Here is a 20910-nt window from a genome sequence, read left to right on the forward strand (position 1 = left end):
GAGTTTTTTTATGCTTTCCAGGGCTCTCGTAACCGTGTTGTCGGCGTTGTTCTTACTGATCGCTGCGCCGCAAGGCATAGAAGCCGCTTCGGCGGTCATCGACAAAAGCTCTCTGGGTCAAGGAATCATTACGGTGAACTATCCCGACAATAAAGACGCGAAAGCGATAGTCCGCATTGCCAAAGGGAGCGTTAAATATGATTATGCGCTGGTCAAAGGCGGACGTTATCCGCTGCAGCTTGGAAACGGCAGCTACAGCGTTCTGATTGCGGAGGCGGCGGAAGGCAGCAAATATAAAGTCATCGCGCAGGAAAGCTTGGATTTAAAGCTGGATAACGAAAATGCCGTATTTTTACAATCTATCCCGATGATCGATTGGAAGCCGGAATCGAAACCGGTCGTCGAAGCCAAGGCATTAACTGCCGGCGGCGGGTCGGACAAAGACAAAGTTGCCGCAATCTATGCTTATATTACCAAGCATTTTACATATGATTACGAGAAAGCGAGCGGCGTGGATGCCGGTTATCTCCCTCAGCTCGACGAAATTTACGATGCTTCGAAAGGTATTTGTTACGATTTTGCGGCAACTTTTGCCGCAATGGCGAGAAGTGTCGACATTCCGACCCGTCTCGTTATGGGGTATGCCAACGAAGCGCCCGATACATACCACGCTTGGAATCAAGTTTTTTTGAAAGAGAGCGGCGAGTGGATCACCATCGATACTACATATGACGCCGTCCGACTGCAAAACGGACAAGAGACTCCGTTGGTAAAAGATGCGAAGGATTATACCGTCAGCAAAATATATTGATACGCCGCTTGTCAAACATCCCGAATACCGATACCCGCCTTTGTTTCGAGGCGGTTTTTTTGCGTTGTTTAGAAAAAGTTCAGATCCATATTTTAGAATGCTACAGGGGCCTTAAAAATCCAATTTTATGCAGAAGGAGGGGGACGGATGGAAAAACGGACATGACCGGAACAATCGGTATCTTAAATAAGGCAACTAGACCGAGAAAAAAATGGGACGAAGAGGAGAAGGAGAGGCGTTGAGAAGCAAATGCTAAAGAGAAAGATCAGCACAATGCTGGTCGCACTTATGATTTTAATGCAAGTTTTGAACGGATTCGGCTTGGCTGTGGCCCGAGCTTCGGCTATTCCGGAAAACATTTTGACCAGCGTGACGATGGCGGTCTACGACAGCCAAGGTCAGGTAGTAACGGACAACGTTTACGAGCAGGGCTCCAAGGTACGGCTCGACTACGCGTGGTCGCTGCCAAACGGTCATGGCTACCGTGCGGGGGATACATTTACGTTTTCGCTGCCGCAGCAATTTTTATTGTTTAACGATTTTGGAGGTCTGTTGAAAATCGATGACGACGATGTCGGAACGTTTCAGGTAACTGCAGCCGATCATCGGGTCGCGATGACTTTTAACGACTACATCGAATCGCATTCCTACGTTCATGGCATTCTCACTTTCAACACGCAATTCGACGTTAAGCAAATAACGGGAAGCACCACCCAGACAATCGTCATTCCGGTCCACGGCGGCGATCAGGTGTTTACGCTTCGATTCAAGCCAAACGCGGTATCGACGATAGATAAAAGCGGCGCACCCGATGGCTTTAATGCCAAAAATATCAATTGGTCCGTCGACGTGAACAAGATGCTGGATTCCGTGCAAAACGCGGTGGTAACGGATCCGATTCCGGCCGGGCTTTCGGCGCCGGTCACAGTGGCCGTTTATCAATTGAATGTGAATCTGGACGGAACGGTAAGCCAAGGCGCGCCTGTGACACCCGATCGTTATACGGTGGATACGACCGGAAATTTGCTGAAAGTCAGCTTTAAGGACGACCCTATGCAGAATGCATACCGCATCCGGTTTACGACGCCGATCAACGATATGGATAAAGTCTCGTTTATCAATACGGCAACATTCGCAGGCAGTAACAAAACGCCGGCGAGTGCAACGGCTACCGTTAACGTTCAGTACGGAAGCGCGTTGGCCAAGTCAACAACCGATTATGATTCGAAGACGCAAACCGTCGGTTGGTCCGTCAAATACAATTACAACGAAAAGACGATAGCGCAAACGGATGCGGTCTTAACCGATTTGTTCAACGATACGCAGCAATTGGTTGCGGGTTCGCTTCATGTTTATCCGATTACGCTGGACGCGTCCGGCAAAGAGACGCGGGGCGGCGAGCTGACCGAGGGTCCCGCCGGCCAATACACGGTGACTCCGGAAAACGCTGCGGGCAAGGACGGCTTCAAGCTGCAATTCAACCATGCCGTAACCTCTGCGTACGAAATCATTTACCAAACCCGCGCGGTCGGCCGGGTCATCGATGACGCAAAAATTACGAACAAGGTTACCTCCGCAAGTGGAGGAAGCGGTACCGCCACCCGTGATATCACTCAGGCGGTTGTCGTCAAAAGCGTCTACGGAGTTGATTACAAAGCCAAAACGGTAACCTGGAACATTGTGTTAAACGGCGACAGCCAGCCGATGAGCGGCGTTACGCTTACGGACAGGTTCCCTAACGGAGGGATGAAATGGCTTCCCGACACTTTGGTGATTACGGATGGGACGGGGAAATTGAGCAGTCCGGCAGATTACATTCCGGATAGCAGCGTTCCGGTGGAGGAAGGTTTTACGATTGCATTTAACAATGATCTTTCCGGACCGGTGTCGATCAGCTACAAAACGGAATTTAACCAGGATTGGATCAGACCGGAGGGCAGCACGACGGATTTCGTCAACGAAGCCGTTGTCGATTGGACCGACAGTTCATCTGTAAAACGCACCAAAACGGTAACGTCCAAGTTTATCCCTAGGGATGAAGAGAAAAATAACGGGTTCAAACACGGCACCTACAATGCCGCTGCGAAGCAGCTGACTTGGACGATCGGAGTGAACTACAACGGCAAATCTCTGGATAACGCCGTTGTGGAGGATTCGCTGGAAGCGGGGCAAACGTTTGTCGGCGGCTCCCTCGTACTGTACAACATGATTATCCCGGCGAACGGAAATCCGTCCCAAGGTACGGTCGTGGACAGCACTTACTACAGCTACACGGTGAACGGCGACAACAAGCTGGTCGTGACGTTCCTGAAGCCAATTTCCGACCCGTATTTAATCGAATTTAAAGCGAGCCTGGACGGGCGGTTGATTGACAGCAAGATCAGCAATACGGCCAAGCTGTTTGACGGAACGCGACCCGTTTCCAAGAACCTGACAGGTTCGGTTAACATCCCCAACGGGGGAGAGTATGTTAACAAAAACGGTGCGCAAAACGGCGACAAAATCGATTGGACCGTCTATATCAACCGCGGACAATCCACGGTAGCCGATGCCAAACTCATCGACACGCCTTCTCAAAACCAGCTTTTGCTGCCGGATTCCTTTCATTTGTTTGCCGCGGCGGTGGCCGCGAACGGAAATGTGACCCGGGGAACGGAACTGGTTAAAGGGACGGACTATACGGTCGAGTTCAAGACGGACGATGATGGGAAGACGAGCTTCGAGTTGCGTTTTGCAAGCGAGATCAGGTCCGCTTATATTTTGCAGTACCAGTCTCTGATTGTTGCGAACGACAAAGAATCCGTCTCGAATAAAGTCGGCTTTAGCGGTAACAATGTTATCGCGGTGACCAAGGAAACGACGAAAAACATCGTGGTCGGCGTATCAAGCGGTTCCGGCACGGGCAGCGGCATAAGAGGCTCGCTCACGGTGAAAAAAGTGGACTCGGCCGACAGCAGCCTTCTGCTAAGCGGGGCGACCTTCGAGTTGTACCGAAAGTCCGGTTCGTCGGATTTGTTGATAAGCACCCTTACAACTGATTCAACCGGAATCGCGGTATTTAAACAACTGCCTCTTGGAGATTACGTCATAAAAGAAACGGCAGCTCCGGACGGTTATTTGCCTGACCCAACCGAGCATTCGGTCAAGATCGATTCTACAGCCGGATTTACTTTGTCCGTACCGAACACCAGGATAGCAACGCCGCCGGTGACACCGCCGGTAACGCCGCCGGTAACGCCGCCAGTGACACCGCCGGTAACGCCGCCGGTAACGCCGCCGGTAACACCGCCGGTGACACCGCCGGTAACGCCGCCGGTAACACCGCCAGTGACACCGCCGGTGACGCCGCCAGTGACACCGCCGGTGACACCGCCGGTAACGCCGCCGGTGACGCCGCCGGTAACGCCGCCAGTGACGCCGCCGGTGACGCCGCCGTCAACGGCGCCGGACTCGTCGTCGGATGGCGGCGACACGTCGACGCCATCGACATCGCCGTCCGGCACAACGCCGACGGGGGGCGGGGGGACACCGATTCCGCCGGCCGCACCGGCAGCGGGTGAAGCACCGAAGCCGTCGCCGGCCCCGGAACCGGGACAGGATACTTTTATTGAAGTCGACACGGAATTGCCGCCGGAAGGCGCTCCACCCGCCGGCACACAACCGGGCAGCGAAACGGAAACCCTTATTGACGTCGATGTGCCGGAAGTTCCGCTTGGAACTGTACCTGTCGAAGAGATAGAACAACAAGAGACTCTTCCTCAGACAGGGGAAGCCAGCAGCTTGTATGTTGAAATTATCGGCTGTGTCTTGATTTTACTGGGAGTCGTTCTGAGAAGAAGATTGCTGAGAAGCGAGTAAATCCAATGCCAGTTCGCCGAAGTTTACCGGCGGGCTGGCATTTTTAATCGTTTCGTTGTTGTGCCCATTAAGATTATCTACAGTTTCTACTATTTTTGTTTGACTATTACCAAGTATAAGCTTCTGGGGCAGTCCTGTCAGAGACTAGCCAATGCACCGATACTGGTGAAATTCATATTAATACAACATGCAAAGGTGATGGTGATGTTGTTAGGTTAAATTATGCGAGTAGCGGAAAATTTCTTACGTGGGATGTTGTTCCCAGTTGGAATCTCTATTATACTTTTAGTGGAGAAATAGTTATTTATGATAACGAAACAGGAAAATATGTTGCGGGAATAAATGGGTTATTGAAGATGGATGTGAAATTTCATTTATTCAAACGTAACAACAGTATGAAAAGAACATTCCTAAAGGAATGTTCTTTTTAAATGCGGAGGTTGTGTTTTATGCGGAAAAACCTTATTCTTTCGAATCAAAGTTCATTTTTTATCAATTTATTATTATATATTTACGGTCTTTATCATAATAAATCGGATAATAAACGGGTATTCCCTTTTTATAAATATACCGGAGATGGATTTCTGACATACGAACAGTTTCGAAAGCAACTTCATCGGCTTTGGGAACACAAACTGATTGAGCTAGATCATTCTGCGATTTCCTTCGTTCAATGGGACGTTTCTCAAGTGCAGGATAAGACGATTTATTCTCAACTATTTGAGGATAGCGAGAATGGAATTTGTGCCTTAAATGACATATGGGACTCATTTTACTCGTGGTGGTGGAATCAGCCTTTTGGTGGAAAAAGCATCTTAGATGGTTTAACCGACGAAATGATTTCTCCACTTTTTGAAAAAATTACGAAAAAATTGGATAGAGTAGGTGTGGTTCTCCATAAACCCATTCATTTTGCGGTGCAACTCACAATCAATCCCATCCCTGATGATTTAAACGTTTTTTACAATCGTTTCGTTGTTGTGCCCATTAATAATTTTAAAATGGAAAAAGAAATTGACCATATTGGAGATATGATTGTTAGATCGCTTGTGAAAATACAATAAAACCCGGGGATCTGCCGGCGGCACAAAAAAAAGCGATGAAGCCTATTAGCTTCATCGCCTAAATCCGGTTCTTATTTCAACTGCAGCTGCGCCAGATCATCGAGCAGGAGCTGGGCAAAGCCGCTGTCGATCAGCTTCCCTTTATCCTTGGCGATGTCCTTCACCAGTTGATCCAGCTTCTTGCTGAGGTCTTTATCATTTTCGCTTGCCGCTTTCTGCAAGTTTTTCACTTTCGCGAGCAGGCTTTGCGCCGCTCCGTGGTTCTTGAAAAAGCCGTTATTTTCGCCGTACGCAATCAGCTCGTCCAAATGTGCGATGTCCATCACCACAGTTAGAGTCAGCGAAGTTTGCGAACGGTTGCCGGCCATATCTTCGGCGGTCACGACAAGCTCGTGGCTGCCTGCAGCCAGATTGATCGGCTTGATGAACTCGGGCGACAGGATAGACTTCCCATCCAGTGTGTAGCTGACGGTCTTCACGCCGCTCAGAGTGTCTGCGGCATAAACCGACAAGCTGACGGAAACATCCGTCTGGTACACCGTCAAACTGCCGGAGTAGGTGATGACCGGCGCCGATTTGTCGATCCAGATGACGATGCTCTTCACGGCTTCGCTATTGCCCGCGTTATCTGTCGAGTAATACTCGATCATATGTTTTCCTTCCGTCGAAACGGTTACCGGTCCGCTGATTGCGGTCCAAGGTCCGCCGTCCAAACGGTATTCGGTTTTCTGTACGCCCGAGCCGTTGTCCGGATCGACAGCGGTAAATGTGAGCGTTACGTCTTTACTGTTGTATTGTTCTCCGGTGACGCCGTCCGTCTGCACGGAAGTCGTCGGCGGAGTCGCATCCGCAAGCTGAACGGCCTCCATGGATAGCGGCTTCAGTTGGTACACGCCTTTGAAAATCGACGAGATTCCGGCAATATGGACGAGACTGCCTTCCGGGAACTTGGCGACAAACGCGTTCATGTCGATGCCGGTGCGGCCGTCGACCCGCACGTGGGTTGTCGTTCCGCCGCCGGTAACGTCAAATTCGAAGGAACCGGACGGCGTTGCCGTTTTGTAGCCGGAAACCTTGACGTTCGATAGTTTGACGAGCTTGCCCTGATTTACCTCGGAAAGCGAGGTTTGCTCCAGCGGAGCCGGCAGCGGGGATGTCCCCTTTTTCTCGATCCATACCGGATCGGTGAGCTCCAGCTCGGTGTTGAAGACTGCTTTCTTGGCGCTGACCGATACGACATCTCCGGCATGATAGCCGGTCGCGCTTTGGAAGATGTAGATTCCGGCGGAATCGTCCTGCATGTAGAAACCTTGGCTGCCGAACGCTCCCGGCTCCGACGTGATGACGCCCTCGATCGTGACGAGGGTGCCGTCCGCCTTCTGGCGCGCGTCCGCGATCGCGATGCGGTCCGGCACCTTCGGATGATCCGGCGGGAGCGGCTCGGCAGGCACGTCGGCGATCGAAACGGCTTCCGTGATTTCGTTGTTGCCGTCTACCTTCAGCCGCAGGCTGGCTTGTCCGGTTGTGCCCGGCTTGATCTGTACCGTCAGCTCCTTGGAGGCATGGCCCGATGCGTTTGCGGTCATGGAGAAGGCCGTGCTGTAGCCGTAGCTGCTCGGCCACGTGCCGTCGGCATTTTGGAACTTGGCGACCTGCGTGCCGCCCGAAAGGTAGATGCCGACCGACAAGTTCGAAACCGACTGTCCCGGAAGCATATTGTCCGCCGTAACTCGGATCTGGAACTGCTGCGCATTCGGCAGCGTGCTTTGACGCACAAACGAATACTGCGCTTGAACCGGCGGCTGCTGAGTCGAGCCGTAGGAGCCGGATTTGAAGGTCGTTGGATCGTACCATTTATATCCCGGATCGGGAGCGGACCAAGGTTCGGGCTTAGGTTCGGTCGATTGCGCCGGCTCTTCGAACGGGAGCAGCGTCGTCGGCTGATCGAGCTGCAGCCCGGCTACCTGTGTGAGCGAGGTGTAGCTCTCGTGATTCGCCAGCCATTTTACCGTTTGAACGAGGAACGTTGCGTTGTTCGCTTCGCCCTTAAAGCCGTCATAGGTTGTCTTCTTCCCGCCATTGTCTTCACGCAAATATTTCGGCGTCTTATCTTCCACAGGGGACGAGTCGCCGATAAATGCCGCCTTTCCGGTGCCTACTTTGGCGACGGCGGCGTAAGGGCCTTCGTCGCGGCCTCCGCCTTCATACACGCCGCTGTCGACGGCGTTCGCCCAAGCGGGAACGTTCGCCGGCGGATATACGAGGCCTTTGGCCTTGGTCGGATCGAGAATGGCGAGCGTTGATCCGGCATGCATCGATACCGAACCGACTCCGGAGTTAATGCCGAACGACTGCTCCGACGGCACGAGATCGGTCATGTTGTCGACGTCGCCGAGCGCGTTGTAACGGAAGCGCACGCCGAAGTTTTGGGCGAGCCAGTCCGAGCTGACGACGTTCTGCATCGCAGGCGAAGCGGCTTCTTCGGCCGACATGCCCTTGGCCGGATTATCCCATGCGCCGCGGCGGTAGCCGTTCATAACCTCCGAAGCGTCCCAGCGGTTTTTGTTGCGGTCGGCGTTATAATGGTCGGCGATGAAGAAAATGGCGCCGCCGTTTTGCACGTATTGCAGCATGGCGTCCTGCTCGGACTTTTTATACGGAATGTTCGCTTCGCCGATAACGAATACGTCGTAATTTTTCAGCTTGTCGTAGGTGACGGTCGCCTCCCCGAACGTAAACGGAACCGAACGGTCGAGCGATTCGACGGTGAAATTCGCCGCTCTGAGCCCGTCGGCGAAATCGGAAAATCCGCCGTCGATAACCCAGTCGGCCGCACCGGCCGTTTGGCCGTGGGAATGATCGAACAGCACCTTTTTGCCTGTGCCGTCCGGCAGTGGCGGAACCTGCACCTGGCCTTCCTTCTTATAGCCGTTAGCGATGGCGTCGGCTTCGGTATTGAAGAAAATCCGTTTTTCCACCGGGACTTTCGCCCAGTCTTCTTTGGCTACATAGATCTTCGTGTCGGAGTTGCCTACGGGCCGCGTCAAACCTTCGCCCGAGAAACGCGCCCGAAATACAAACGGAAGCTCGGTAAGCGGGTCTGCCGGATTCCAGATGACAAGACCTTGATCTTTTGCCGTTTTGACCGCAGCTTGATACTGGTTGTATTCATCTGCAGAGCCGATCGGCCAGATGAAGTAGGTGACGGCATAACCTTGCTTCACCATTTCGAGGTTCGCATTCAGGTTGTCGGATTTGCGGACAACTTGGGCCAGCAGTCGGCCGTAGTGGTCGGTAGCTTCCTCGCCGACCTTCAGGATGACCTGATCGCCCGGCTGAAGCAAGGTTTCCATATAATGCTTCGCTTTCAGCCCGAAGTCGAGCTGGTTTTGATCGGCGGGCGTTTTGACGCCGCCGTTCAGGTTGATATAGCTGTCGGATTCCGGCGTATCGATGTTCAGGAAGCGCACGTTGGTCGCACCGAGCACCGGGCTTTGCAGCGCGATCGTGTCGCCGTCGACGACGCGTGCGACGGTCGCTTCGAAATCGCCGGGCACATTCGGATACAGCGGCGGCTGATTGGCCGCGAGCGCGATGTCCGCCGATTTGCGCGGGATGATCTGGTAGGAGGTATACTGGCTGAGAATTCCGGTTACCTCATACCATTTGTCCTGCTGAACGGCCGCCATGTCGACGGATCCTTCGATGATGCGGACGGTCGTGCCGTTAAATGCGGCATCGACGGTTTGCACATTGTAACCGCCGCCGGCCGGCGTTGCGGGAACGACCTTGAAATAGCCGTTGATGTGCACGAGCTGGCCTTCGAGTGGCTCGGCCTTCGCCGGATCCTGCAAATCCGCGATGGAGACGGTCACGGGTGCGGGAAGCGGTTGGTTTTGCGCGATGACAGAAATGGCCGTCGGGGCGATTTCCGTCAAGTCCTTGTAGGACGTTACGGTTCCCGTCACCTGAACCTTGTCGCCTTCCTTAAGGTCGGGGAAACCGCTTGCGGAATTACTGAAAATATTGATGCCGCCGCTGGCGTCCTGCACGTACGTCGACAGCTTGCCTCCGCCGATGGCGGCATTGTCTGCCGTGACGACGCCTTCGATTTTGACAGGACCGGTCGCTTTTTTCGCGTCGGCGATAGATACGAGCTGCGGATCACCCGGGGGCGAATCGCTTAAGAACGTCAGCGCGGTCGGCGACTTCAGGCCGGGGAACGTATTGTACGCGCCGAACGTGCCGGTTGCTTTCACTTTTTTGCCGATAATGCCCGGATTGCTTTGCAGCCCGAACTGACTGCGGTATGCGGTTGTCAGCTGCACGTCAAGCAGCTTCGTCTTGTCGCGTTCGGTCGGCGAATCGGCGATCAGGAAGTTAAAATCGTTGGAAAAGGGCGCCTGAAAATTAGCCGACAGCGAACCTGTGGCATGCCCGACGATATACCCTTCCACCGTGCCTGTCCCGGTATTGTTCGCGATGGCCTCGGCCACCGTCAGCGAACCGTCCGGATTCGCCGCATGGACGGCGGCCGGAAACGAAGGAACGGTGCCGGACAGAACGATCATGATGGCGAGTGCGATCCAGGACATTTTTTTCCATGCTGTTTTGCGCTTGAACATCATATGCCTCCTCTATGAAAATAGTATAAGAACCAACTAAGTATAGTTTTCGTATGTCTGCTCCAGATAATGTCCATGTTAAGATTGTTTGAAGAAGAGCGGAAAAACTATACTAGGGTTATAGATTCATGATACATGCATCAGGGAAAATCTACCAGTGTTTTGTTAAAGTCCGATAGATTCTTTAATTTCCATAAAAAAAAGCAGTCTTGAACGATATAGCGTTCAAGACTGCCGCAAACTGCGGTATAAGGCAATTCCCGCCAGCAGCATAACCAAGCCGCATGCGTCAAAGGCGAGATCGTATGCCGTTTGAAATTCCCCCGGCTTCACATGATGAATTTGCAGCAGATGGTGGCTGACGATCCCCTCCGCAAAGTTGAAACATCCGGCGCCGCTCAGCAGTCCGGAGACGAAGAGCCGCCGGCTGCCGCTCTCTCGATTCCTCCCGCCGTTCCACAGCACGATGGCGCCCCATAAAATAATCGCCGTTACGGCCAGATGGAACAGTCCGTCGCTGACGATTTGGTAATGCCGGTCCGTATGCATGTAGGTGCTGTGCCACTGCAAAATTTGATGGAATACGATGCCGTCAAGCATGCCGACCGCTCCGATGCCGAGCAGGAACGCGCCTTTCAGGGTCGGATGGCGGCGCAAATCATGAAAATACCGGCTCATGGCGGGTTCCTCCCGGATTCTTGTGCCTCGATATGTTAGTATGAGCAGTTTGTTTCCAAAATATCTTAGTCCATATGAACGCACGCAAATAAACCCTCGGACGGGTAACAATCAATGACCATCATATCTCCTGCGCTTCCGGAGGCCTGAAGCTGCTGCAAAGAGGTTTTCCGGATCAAAGCTTAGCCCGGTTCATCATGGAATCCAACTACAGGGCCGCGCTGCGTTTTATCGAAGATGAGGCGGCTTTTTAGCGGATGCGTGGGGAAAATCGAGGTATGATCCGCATAAAATGGGGAATTTTGGGGATACTATGCCCGCATCATTCACGAAAGCGGGGCGTGCAGGGATGACCCATTGGCTGATGGATAGGAATTTGCGTTTCTCCAAAAACCGTTTGCTTCAGGCGATCATCGCCATCTTCGCCGTCTTTTGGGCGATCATGGCGATTTCTCCGACCGATCGGATTCAATGGAGCATCGAGAACATTTTGTTGGTCAGTATCGTTATTGTGCTTGCCGCGACTTACCGGAAGTTTCGGTTTTCCAATCTGTCTTACTTGCTGATGTTTTTGTTTTTTTGCCTGCATACTTATGCGGCCCATTATACTTATCAAAATACCCCGTTCGATGTATGGCTCAAAACGGTGCTGCCCGTCCACCGCAGCTACTTTGACCGGGTTGTGCATTTCGCTTTCGGTCTGCTTATGACTTATCCGCTCGGCGAACTGTTTGTCCGTTTGACCGGGCAGAAAGGGTTCTGGTCGTATTTCGCACCGGCGGTGCTGATTTTCTCGGCAAGCGCGCTGTTTGAGATCGCCGAAATGGCGGTCGCTTACGCAGCCGGGGAGGCGGGGCAGGAATATATCGGGCTGCAGGGAGATGTTTTCGACACGCAAAAAGATATGGGGCTCGGTCTTGCCGGGGCGATGATTACGATGCTTGTCATTGCGCGCACCCAAGGGGAAAACCGCAAAACCGGTCCGCTCCGGACGTAACTTCAGATCGTTCCTTATCTAGGAAAAAGACGGCATCTTTTCGTTTTGAATAAGATGCCGTCTCTTTTCGTTTATGTTTATTCCGGTTTTAAGGGTGGAACTGGGATGCCCATAGCCAATGGTGTCGCGCTAACTCCAGTCAGCCCGCCTCCGTTGTCTCCGGTTCCGGGTTCATAAAGGAACTGCAGTGCGCTAAAATGGCCATTCGACCGGTTCGCCTGGAAATAACGGAACTGCGGTGCGTTATTGGCATGTTTTTGTCAAACCATAGGCCATTTTTACCGATTTAGCGAATCTCAGTTCCTCTATTTTTTCGGGTATGCCCAATTATTCGAGAATAGCGAACGTCAGTTCCTCTATGCTTATCAAGTATCAAGTGCGGGTCGTTCGGCGTTTCCCGTTGAGGCAAAAACCATGATTCTGTACGGACGCGTTATCCTATTTTTGCATGATTACCAGGGGTCCCCCCAGTTTGGGGAATTTAGGGAGCGTTCATCGGGAAGGCTTCGATCGGAAAGCTTTTATTCAAAGTATTCCGCCGCCGAACAGGAACCGGTACTGCAGATGCTTCCAGCGGATCTGATCGATCCGGACTCCGCCCGTTTCCTTGGAGGCGCAATGAATCAGTTTGCCGTTCCCCAAATAAATGCCCATATGGGAGATCGGCTTTTCCGCTTCGGTCAAACCTTGATAATCCTCAGGTTTGTTGCCGAGATAGCGGGTGAAAAAGAGCAGATCCCCCCGGCGGGCTTTGCTAAAATCGGTGTAAATGCGCTTGGAAAACGCCCTGACGTAAGCGGCCTGGCTTCGTGAATCCCACGGCAAATCCATGCCGAGAGCATCCAGATACACCCAACGGGTAAAATCCGAACAGTCAAAAGTCAACGGATTTGTGCGGTCCGAGCCGTATTCGTAAGGAGTGTGCAGGTAACTTTTGGCGGTCTCGATGACGTTTTCCGCGTAGCCTCCCCGCAGCGGTTTTACAGTCGGATCCGGAAATCTATGGATAAGCGGGAAGCCGTGAGGGTCCAGCAAGGTGGCGGTTTGCGCTCTTCCTTGCTCCAGGGACCGCAGCAGCTGCGGCAAAACAATCCGCTCCACGCCCAGGTCGCCAACGAGCAGATCTTCGTCGCGTTCGGTAACCGCCGGATCCGCCATTCTGCCGTCCGTTACAAGTTCCTTGGCGGCCTGCTCCTTTTTCAAACATCCGGTAAGTAGAACTGCTCCGCATAAAACGGCTATCGTTATCCATTTTTTCGGCATTGCTTGGCTCCCTGCTGCGATTATTTACGTTTAGGATGCCAATATTTTGCCGATTTATTATATCTCCCGCAAAAGCTCCCAACCCGTGGAAGGCGGTCCGAAAACAAACTTGCGGAGCGTCCCGTCGCCTGTTTGTTCGATCGAAACGAGCAAGCCTTCCGGCACCGGGATGATGCTGTGAACCTCCCCATCCGGCACAAGGTCGGCTGCAATGGAAGCAAAGCCCGGCCGAAGCAGCTCCTCGAGCCACATTCTTTCGAGAAACCACTTCGGCGGCGCAATCGGCTTCGGAAATCCTCCGGCCGGCGCATCCAGCTCGGCAGCCATTTCTTCAGGGAGGCGGGGAAGCGTTCGGCCTGCCCCGATGGCGGCAATAAACCGCAAATACAATTCGACCGTATTCAAAATTTCGTCGTAATCCAAAGAACCGTTGGCGTAACGGATTTCCACCGTGCCGATATCATACCACGCGGCCAGATTGATTCCGCATCGGTGGGATTGGGGCCGGCCGCGGCGGAGAAGCGCGTTCTCGCAAGGCTCGGATGCAGCCCGTCTGCGCATCTCCTCCGTAACCGGAGGGCAAAAGATCAAGCGGTGATCTGCGGTATCAACAAGCGCCCGGATCGAATCCTGGTACCGCAAAGCGGCGTCCAGCAGAGGCTGCACAATATCCTCTCCCCACGGCTCCAGCCCGACGTGCACGTGCAGGCCGCAGCTCCAATTGACGGTGGCGCCGTTTTCCCGCAAACGGGTCAGCATGACCTCGATTTGTCCCCGTTCACTCCACGAAAGAGGCGGCGGCTTCAGCTCGCTTCCCGATTCCATGCCGGTTTCGTCGATTTGCATTTCATCCAGAGACATGATCCAGCCGGGCAGAAGCTCCACCTCTTGCGGCTTGCCGCCGATAAATTCGATTTCCACGCCAAATTTAAGACTTTTCCAATCAACCGTTTTTGGCCACATTCGATCATTGCCCCTCTCTTTTCATTCATGGACGATTCGAAAATGAAAGGAGAGCGGGCGGACCACGGGATTAACGGGGGATTTTTTTTCTGGGCATACGGACCGCTCCTCAACAATGATAATTATTAAGGAAATTATATCCTTGCCGGTCGACGAATTCAATAAACGTCCGGTCGCACATGTCCGTATAGACTTGCCATCTTTTACAAAACCTTAGGGAAGCGATGATCGAGGAGGTGAATTTTCCGTGGCGCAACAATCCGGGCAAGACCAACAATCCGGGCAAAACCAACAATCCGGGCAAAACCAGCAAAACGGGCAGGGCTCCGCACAGCAGCTCGAGCAGGCGGTAAATCAGGCGGCCCAGCAAGCGCAGCAAATTGCCCAGCAGACGAAGCAAGTCGCGCAGGAGGTGAAGCTGCAGCAGGCCCAGCAGCAAATCGACCAATCGTCCCAGCAGCTTCAGCAAGCACAGCAGGCTTTGCAGCAATCCTCGGATAATCAGCAGCAGCAATAACGTAAAGGACCGTCCTGCGGAGGACGGTCCTTCGTCAAATAACGATACCGTCATGCGTTAGAATCGTTTATTTGTTGTAGCTTCGCGGGTGCGTTGGAAATTATTTAAGTAATAGCTTGGATTCGTTAAGGCGAGTCCGGTCACGAGTACGTCGATAATTGTCAATTGGGCGATTCGGGAAGCGGTTGCGTCCGTACGAAACCGGGTCTCTTTCGAAAAAGTGAATAAACTGAAATCCGCTTGCTTGGTCAAGGGCGATTTTGAAAAGTTTGTGATTGCAATCACGGCTGCATGATTCTCTTTGCAAAGCGCGATGGCGGAGAGGATATCTTTATTTGCTCCGGAATGCGATATGGCAATGACTGCATCTTCGCTTGAAAGCATGCTCGTCCCCATCAGCTGCATGTGATTGTCCAGGTAAGTAATGACGGGAATGCCGATTTTCAAAAATTTATGTTGGGCATCCAGTGCCACCATACCCGAGGCGCCGTTTCCCAGTATCATAATCCGTTTTGCTTTCTTTAATGCGTCAATGGCCCCTTGGAGCTGCAGGTCATCCAATATATGAAGAGTATCAAGAATGGTGGAAGAGGCGGCGGTAAATATTTTTTCTTTGATATGGCCAATGGAATCCTCGTCATTAATGTCCTCGTGCAACTGCTTGGCCGGACTCGACAGACTTTGCGCAACATCGATTTTCATTTCCTGATACCCTTTGTAACCGATTTTGCGGCAAAATCGAATGATGGAAGAATCGCTGCTTTTTGTTTTTTCGGACAGTTCCGTAATGGATAACCGAATAATTTCGTCAGGTTTGGATAGCAAAAATTCGGCAATTTTCTTCTCCGTGTCAGTGAAGAATTGCTGCGTCGCGTCAATTCTCGCCACGTAAGATGCTCTTTGAGTAATCATACAAACTCCTTCTCCAGTCCCAAAAAAACTAGACTTTTCTAGGGATAAACATTACATAAATCCATATTACACGCTTAAATTGAAACTATCAATCTTCTTTTATTTTTGGTTAGAGTTTTAAAAAAATATTGAAGATATACTTCAAAAAAATAAAAAATATCTTGAAGTTATTCTTCTGAATGATTATAATCAAGGCGAAAGGAGGCTTCATCCAATTATTGCACCTTTAAAAGTGCATTTGATTGCGGATCGGTTGAGATAAGGTCATCCGCCCGATATGCAAACGCTTCCTATCGGGCTTGCTCCGCCAACAATTAAGTGACTGCCGTGCTAAAAAAAATATTTTCGAAGACGAGGGAGAGAAAGTTCCATATGAAGGCAGCTATTTTTCACGGACCGGAGAAAATCTCCGTACAGAACATCGCCGTACCGCAAATTAACGAGTTTGAGGTGCTGGTTCGCATTCGGGTCAGCGGAGTTTGCGGTACTGATGTACGTATTTTCGTCGGTGAGAAAACGAAAGGCATTCGGCCTGATTCCGTCATCGGTCATGAGATGGTGGGCATCGTTGAACAAGCAGGAAGCCGGGTTTCCGGATTTGCCAAAGGAGACCGGGTGGGCATTATGCCCGTGATTCCTTGCCTGAAGTGTCATTATTGCTTGAATGGGAGGGAAAACGCATGCGCCAACCGAAAAGCGATCGGGTATGAATTTGACGGGGGTTTTGCAGAATATGTGAAAATTCCGCAGATTGCGCTTGAAGCCGGCAATCTTGTGAAGCTTCCCAACCATGTTCCCTTTGAGCAGGCCGTCATAGCCGAGCCCTTGGCCTGCTGCATCAACGGAAATAGAAAGGCCAACATTCGCATGAACGACACTGTCGTTGTCATTGGCGGAGGCCCCATCGGCCTGATGCACGTTCAACTGGCTAAAATTTCGGGGGCGCGCAAGGTAATCGTCAGCGAACTGCTTGAGCATCGGTTAGGCCGGGCCTTGACTGCAGGAGCCGACATCGTCGTAAACCCGCAGCGGCAATCGCTTCGTGACGTCGTCATGCAGGAAACGGAAGGGCTTGGCGCCGATGCGGTGATTATGGCGATCGGCGTGCCGTCCATCGTACAGGAGTGTATCGAGCTGCTGCGCAAAGGGGGTACTATCAACCTGTTCGCGGGTTTCCCCAAAGAGGCAGGATGCGAAATTGACCCGAATTTCATTCATTATCAGGAAGTGCAGGTTAACGGAACTACAGCCCTGACCCGCAGCGATTACTTGACGGCCTTGTCCCTTATCGCAAGCGGAAAAATAAACACCGGAGTTCTGACTACGCCGGGTTACACGCTGGATCAAATCCGGGAAGCCATACTGGATGTCAAGTCGGGAAAAGGCATGAAATCCATCATTCATATGTGAATCGACGTTTCATAAAAATTTCGAAACTTTTTAAACCAAGGAGGATGTTTTATGGCACTATTAGGGAAAGAAATTCGTTTGCAACGGCTGCTGAATAAAGAATCGGGCCGACTGCTGGCGGTCGCCGTCGATCAGGCAACGGCAAGAGGGATATATGAAGAATTAATGCCGATAGGCCGGAAAATCTCGGAGATCGTCTCCGGCGGGCCGGATGCGATGACCATGCACAAAGGCATAGCCGAAATGTGCTTTCCACAGCATGCCGGCAAGACGGCTCTAATTCTGAAATGTTCCACATTCTCGCCTTGGCAGCCCAATTATGACGCTTGGGTAACGGACGTGGAGGAAGGAATCCGGCTAGGCGCCGATGCGATATCGATGGGTTGTATCGTAGGGGGAGACGATCAGCCGGAACAGCTTCGAAATTTGGGGCTCATTTCGGGGAAAGCGGCGAAATACGGTATGCCGATGATTGCTCATATTTATCCGAGAGGCAATCTGATTCCGCCCGAGGAGAAGGACCATTGGAAGCATGTGGCTTATGCCGTTAGAGCAGGCGCGGAGCTGGGCGTGGATATCGTTAAGACGAAATACACCGGCGATCCGGAGACGTTCCGGAAAGTAGTCGAAGCAACTCCATGCAAGGTAGTGGTCGCGGGCGGGGAGAGCGGAAGTCGAATTGAAGACTATTTCCGGATGGCCAAGGATGTCATCGAAGCGGGGGGCATCGGCATTACGTTTGGACGTTTTGTATGGAGCAACAGCAACCCGACGGCGATAGTCAAGGCATTGGATCATGTAATCCATAAGAACGGTTCGGTCAAGGAAGCTGTCGAATTATATGACGAACTTAATCAACGATAGTGCTGCTTTGAGCAATGAGGGGAAGCGAGGGGAGCATATGTCTCACGTAATAGGAATAGATATCGGTTCCAGCGGAATTAAAGTGGGAGCGTTTGATCGGGAAGGGCATCTTGCATGGTTGGAATATGAGCCGTACTCTCTCCTATTTCCCCAACCGGGATGGGTGGAAATTGATCTGGAGCTGATTTGGGAGCTCGTTCATAAGCTTGCAGCCAAAGTATGCAGGCAAGCGAGAGATCATGGCGGAGAAATAGAGGCTATTTCCATATCCTGCTTCTGCAACGCCTCCGTATTTATGGATGAGACGGGTAGACCGCTGTGCAACGGCATCATGTACATGGATCAACGGAGTTCGGAGGAAGCCGATTGGATACGGCAGAACGTACCCGAAGAAATGCGCTTTGCCATTACCAAAAATCGGATCGAGCCGGGAATGTTTTCTGCAACAACTTTGTTATGGGTGAGGAACCATCGTCCCGAATTATATCGCAAAACGCACAAATGGGGGCATTTGTCGTCATTCATCCTGTATAAGCTTACAGGCGCTTTCGTGCTCGATTGGACGCAGGCTTCTTATACGTCTTTATACGATGTGGCGCGATATCAATGGTCGTCCGAGCTGACGGACCGGTATGGAATCGACGAACGTCTGCTCCCCGAGGTAGTAGCTCCGAGCGAGATCGTAGGCAGGCTTCTGGCCTCAAGCGATCTCCCCCTCGGGCCCGTCCCCGTCGTCGCCGGGGGGGCCGATACGGCATGTTCCTCCCTGGCGCTGGGACTGCAGCCCGGCGAGCTTTTCGAATCGGTCGGAACGTCGAATGTGTTAACTGTATGCAGCGATCAGCCGGACCGGTTCGATCCGCGTTTCATGAACCGGTGCCACATCTTGAAAAATCGCTGGTTGTCGCATGGCGCCATGTCCACTCCCGGCTCCACCATCCGCTGGTTCAAGGAAACTTTCCTGACCGCTGCCGAACAGCGGAGCCGTTCCATCTTGGACGAACTCGCCCTAAGTTCGCGGCCCGGGGCCAACGGCTTGTATTTCCTTCCCTACATGTTCGGGGAACGGACCCCGATTTGGGATATTCATGCGCGGGGTACCTTTGCAGGACTCGATCTGACCTCGACGAAGGCCGACATGCTGCAGGCGATTTACGAAGGGTGCGCATACGGCCTAAGACAAATCTATGAAATCCTGGACCAGGTCTACGCACTCCCTTGCAGCGAATTCAAATCGATCGGCGGAGGCGCCAAAAACCGCCATTGGACGCAGATCAAATCGACGGTGCTCGGCAAAGGCATTTATGTACAGGAGGTATCCGAGTCGGCAGTTTGCGGCGCGGCCCGGCTGGCCGGAAATGCCGTCGGATTCAGCAGCAGTCTTCAGGAGGCGGTTCCTTCAATCGGGAAGGTCTTGTATAAAGCGGAGCCGGATGAGCGTTTGAGCGAATTTTACGAACAGCGGTACCAATTATTCAACGAATTGTATCCTTCCCTGCGGAACTTTTTTGCCAAATCTTCTTTATTGAGAAATAAGGTGCAGTAAATCATTCGATTTATGAAAGCGCTCGCAAAAATTAAAAATGGGGATGATGAGAAATATGGCAATGCCGGAATCTCAAGCTAATATTATTCCTGGAGTGAAGAAGAGATCGGGTTACCGTTGGGTAGTGCTTGCCGTTATTTTTTGCGTATATACCGTCTGTATGGCGGACCGAACCAACATTGGCGTCGTGCTGCCGTTCTTAAAAAAGGAGTTCACCTTAAACAACTTCGAGTCCGGCGCCATCGCAAGTTTTTTCTTCCTGGGGTACGCGATTACTCAAATACCGGCGGGCTTTTGGTTAGGCAAGAAAGGGTCGCGCGGCATCGTTTCTTTGGCCGTGCTTGGATTTTCCGCTGTAACCTTTCTGATGGGAACCATCGGCAATGCGGCCAGCTTGAAGTGGCTGCGCCTCGCTCTTGGCGTGACGGAAGGTCCTGCGCCGGTAAGTATGACGTCTACGATCAACCAATGGTTCCCTGCAAAAGAAAAAGCGACCGCCACCGGCGTTTATATCGCATCTACACAACTGGCTCCCATTATTGTACCGATTGTTGCCACATGGATTGCAATCGCTTACGGCTGGCGCAGCGTTTTCTATTGGTTTGCCGTTCCGGGAATCATTCTGGCTGCGGTATGGTATTTGCTGGTAAGAACGAAACCCGAGGAAAGCTCTCGTGTTTCGCAGGGCGAATTGGAATATATCCGTCAAAGCGAAGCGGCCGACACACAGTCCGTCGATCAAAAATCATTTGGCTGGCTGGATAAATTGATCCGGTATAAGCAAGTCGAACGCATTTCGAATGTCAAAAATTTGTTTAAATCGTGGAACATTTTGGGCAATACCGTTACTTATTTCTTAATGAACAGCGTCGTTTATGGAATGTTAACTTGGGTGCCTTCGTATTTGGTTAACGCAAAAGGGTACTCGTTTATGAAGATGGGTTTCGTTTCTTCCACCCCGGCAATCGGCGGTTTGTGCGGAGCGCTACTGGGCGGATGGTTATCCGATAAAGTATTTCTGAAAAGACGCAAACCGACCATGCTTCTGACCGCTCTGGCCACGGCGATTATGATGATTGTCGTGATCAACGTGCCGGATAACGTGACGGTGATCAGTGCGAGCTTGCTTCTGGCGGGTTTCTTCCTGAATATCGGTTGGCCGGCGTTCACGGCGTATCCCATGGGGTTAACGACAAGAGAGACGTATCCTGTTGCCATCGCTATTGTCAATAGCGGGGGCAATCTCGGCGGATTTTTCTCCCCGATGATTGTCGGCGCCCTTCTTGACGCAACCAACAGTTATAACTTGGCCTTCGGATTTTTTGCGGCCTTGTTGATGCTCGGTTTCATGCTGATCTTGACTTTGGAAGAAGCCGTTCAAAAATAAGTTGCACAGAATGAA

Annotated in this window: 13 protein-coding genes and 1 pseudogene; 9 read left to right on the plus strand and 5 right to left on the minus strand. The window is 52.0% G+C overall.

Going from position 1 to position 20910, the window contains the following annotated elements:
• Positions 1-10: 10 nt before the first annotated feature.
• The 3 genes from MYS68_RS02520 (at position 11) to MYS68_RS02540 (ending at position 5733) form a co-directional block, all read left to right on the plus strand.
• The gene (locus MYS68_RS02520; protein ID WP_248924315.1) at positions 11-811 is read left to right on the plus strand and encodes a transglutaminase-like domain-containing protein; all 801 of its coding nucleotides are present in this window, start codon (positions 11-13) and stop codon (positions 809-811) included.
• 249 nt (positions 812-1060) lie between these two features.
• Complete coding sequence (locus tag MYS68_RS02525; RefSeq protein ID WP_275983416.1) at positions 1061-4669, plus strand: collagen binding domain-containing protein; 3609 nt, start codon at positions 1061-1063, stop codon at positions 4667-4669.
• 449 nt (positions 4670-5118) lie between these two features.
• Complete coding sequence (locus MYS68_RS02540) at positions 5119-5733, plus strand: hypothetical protein (RefSeq protein ID WP_248924316.1); 615 nt, start codon at positions 5119-5121, stop codon at positions 5731-5733.
• A 71-nt stretch (positions 5734-5804) separates the two neighbouring features.
• Here MYS68_RS02540 and MYS68_RS02545 read toward each other — a convergent pair.
• Positions 5805-10235: pseudogene (locus MYS68_RS02545) on the minus strand (DUF6359 domain-containing protein); the annotation flags it as partial.
• 348 nt (positions 10236-10583) lie between these two features.
• Positions 10584-11036 carry a DUF2243 domain-containing protein gene (locus tag MYS68_RS02550; protein ID WP_248924317.1) on the minus strand — a complete coding sequence of 151 codons (453 nt, stop codon included), beginning with the start codon at positions 11034-11036 and terminating at the stop codon, positions 10584-10586.
• A gap of 349 nt (positions 11037-11385) precedes the next feature.
• On the opposite strand from MYS68_RS02550, the gene MYS68_RS02555 reads away from it, so the two are divergent.
• Positions 11386-12033 (plus strand): DUF2238 domain-containing protein, encoded by a 648-nt coding sequence (locus tag MYS68_RS02555; RefSeq protein ID WP_248924318.1) that lies wholly within the window; start codon positions 11386-11388, stop codon positions 12031-12033.
• Between the two features lie 525 nt (positions 12034-12558).
• Here MYS68_RS02555 and MYS68_RS02560 read toward each other — a convergent pair.
• Together MYS68_RS02560 and MYS68_RS02565 are read right to left on the minus strand one after the other, a co-directional pair.
• Positions 12559-13296: a C40 family peptidase gene (locus MYS68_RS02560; protein WP_248924319.1), complete on the minus strand. Its 738-nt coding sequence runs from the start codon at positions 13294-13296 to the stop codon at positions 12559-12561.
• 57 nt (positions 13297-13353) lie between these two features.
• Positions 13354-14259 carry an amidoligase family protein gene (locus MYS68_RS02565; protein ID WP_248924320.1) on the minus strand — a complete coding sequence of 302 codons (906 nt, stop codon included), beginning with the start codon at positions 14257-14259 and terminating at the stop codon, positions 13354-13356.
• Positions 14260-14506: 247 nt separating this feature from the next.
• Between MYS68_RS02565 and MYS68_RS02570 the strand changes: the two genes are divergently transcribed.
• A complete protein-coding gene (locus tag MYS68_RS02570) occupies positions 14507-14776 on the plus strand; it encodes a hypothetical protein (RefSeq protein WP_248924321.1) in 270 nt (89 codons plus the stop codon).
• Positions 14777-14833: 57 nt separating this feature from the next.
• Here MYS68_RS02570 and MYS68_RS02575 read toward each other — a convergent pair whose 3' ends face one another.
• Positions 14834-15688 carry a MurR/RpiR family transcriptional regulator gene (locus MYS68_RS02575; protein ID WP_248924322.1) on the minus strand — a complete coding sequence of 285 codons (855 nt, stop codon included), beginning with the start codon at positions 15686-15688 and terminating at the stop codon, positions 14834-14836.
• A gap of 372 nt (positions 15689-16060) precedes the next feature.
• Here MYS68_RS02575 and MYS68_RS02580 point away from each other — a divergent pair, with 372 nt between their 5' ends.
• The 4 genes from MYS68_RS02580 to MYS68_RS02595 are packed head-to-tail and all read left to right on the plus strand — an operon-like array spanning position 16061 to position 20895.
• Positions 16061-17098, plus strand: coding sequence for a zinc-dependent dehydrogenase (locus tag MYS68_RS02580; protein WP_248924323.1), 1038 nt, complete (start codon positions 16061-16063; stop codon positions 17096-17098).
• A gap of 51 nt (positions 17099-17149) precedes the next feature.
• The gene (locus MYS68_RS02585; protein WP_248924324.1) at positions 17150-17962 is read left to right on the plus strand and encodes a class I fructose-bisphosphate aldolase; all 813 of its coding nucleotides are present in this window, start codon (positions 17150-17152) and stop codon (positions 17960-17962) included.
• Positions 17963-17999: 37 nt separating this feature from the next.
• A complete protein-coding gene (locus MYS68_RS02590) occupies positions 18000-19508 on the plus strand; it encodes a xylulokinase (protein WP_248924325.1) in 1509 nt (502 codons plus the stop codon).
• Between the two features lie 55 nt (positions 19509-19563).
• Complete coding sequence (locus tag MYS68_RS02595) at positions 19564-20895, plus strand: MFS transporter (protein WP_248924326.1); 1332 nt, start codon at positions 19564-19566, stop codon at positions 20893-20895.
• Positions 20896-20910: the final 15 nt, after the last annotated feature.

The sequence above is a fragment of the Paenibacillus hamazuiensis genome (assembly GCF_023276405.1).
In the GTDB taxonomy this organism is placed as follows: domain Bacteria; phylum Bacillota; class Bacilli; order Paenibacillales; family NBRC-103111; genus Paenibacillus_AF; species Paenibacillus_AF hamazuiensis.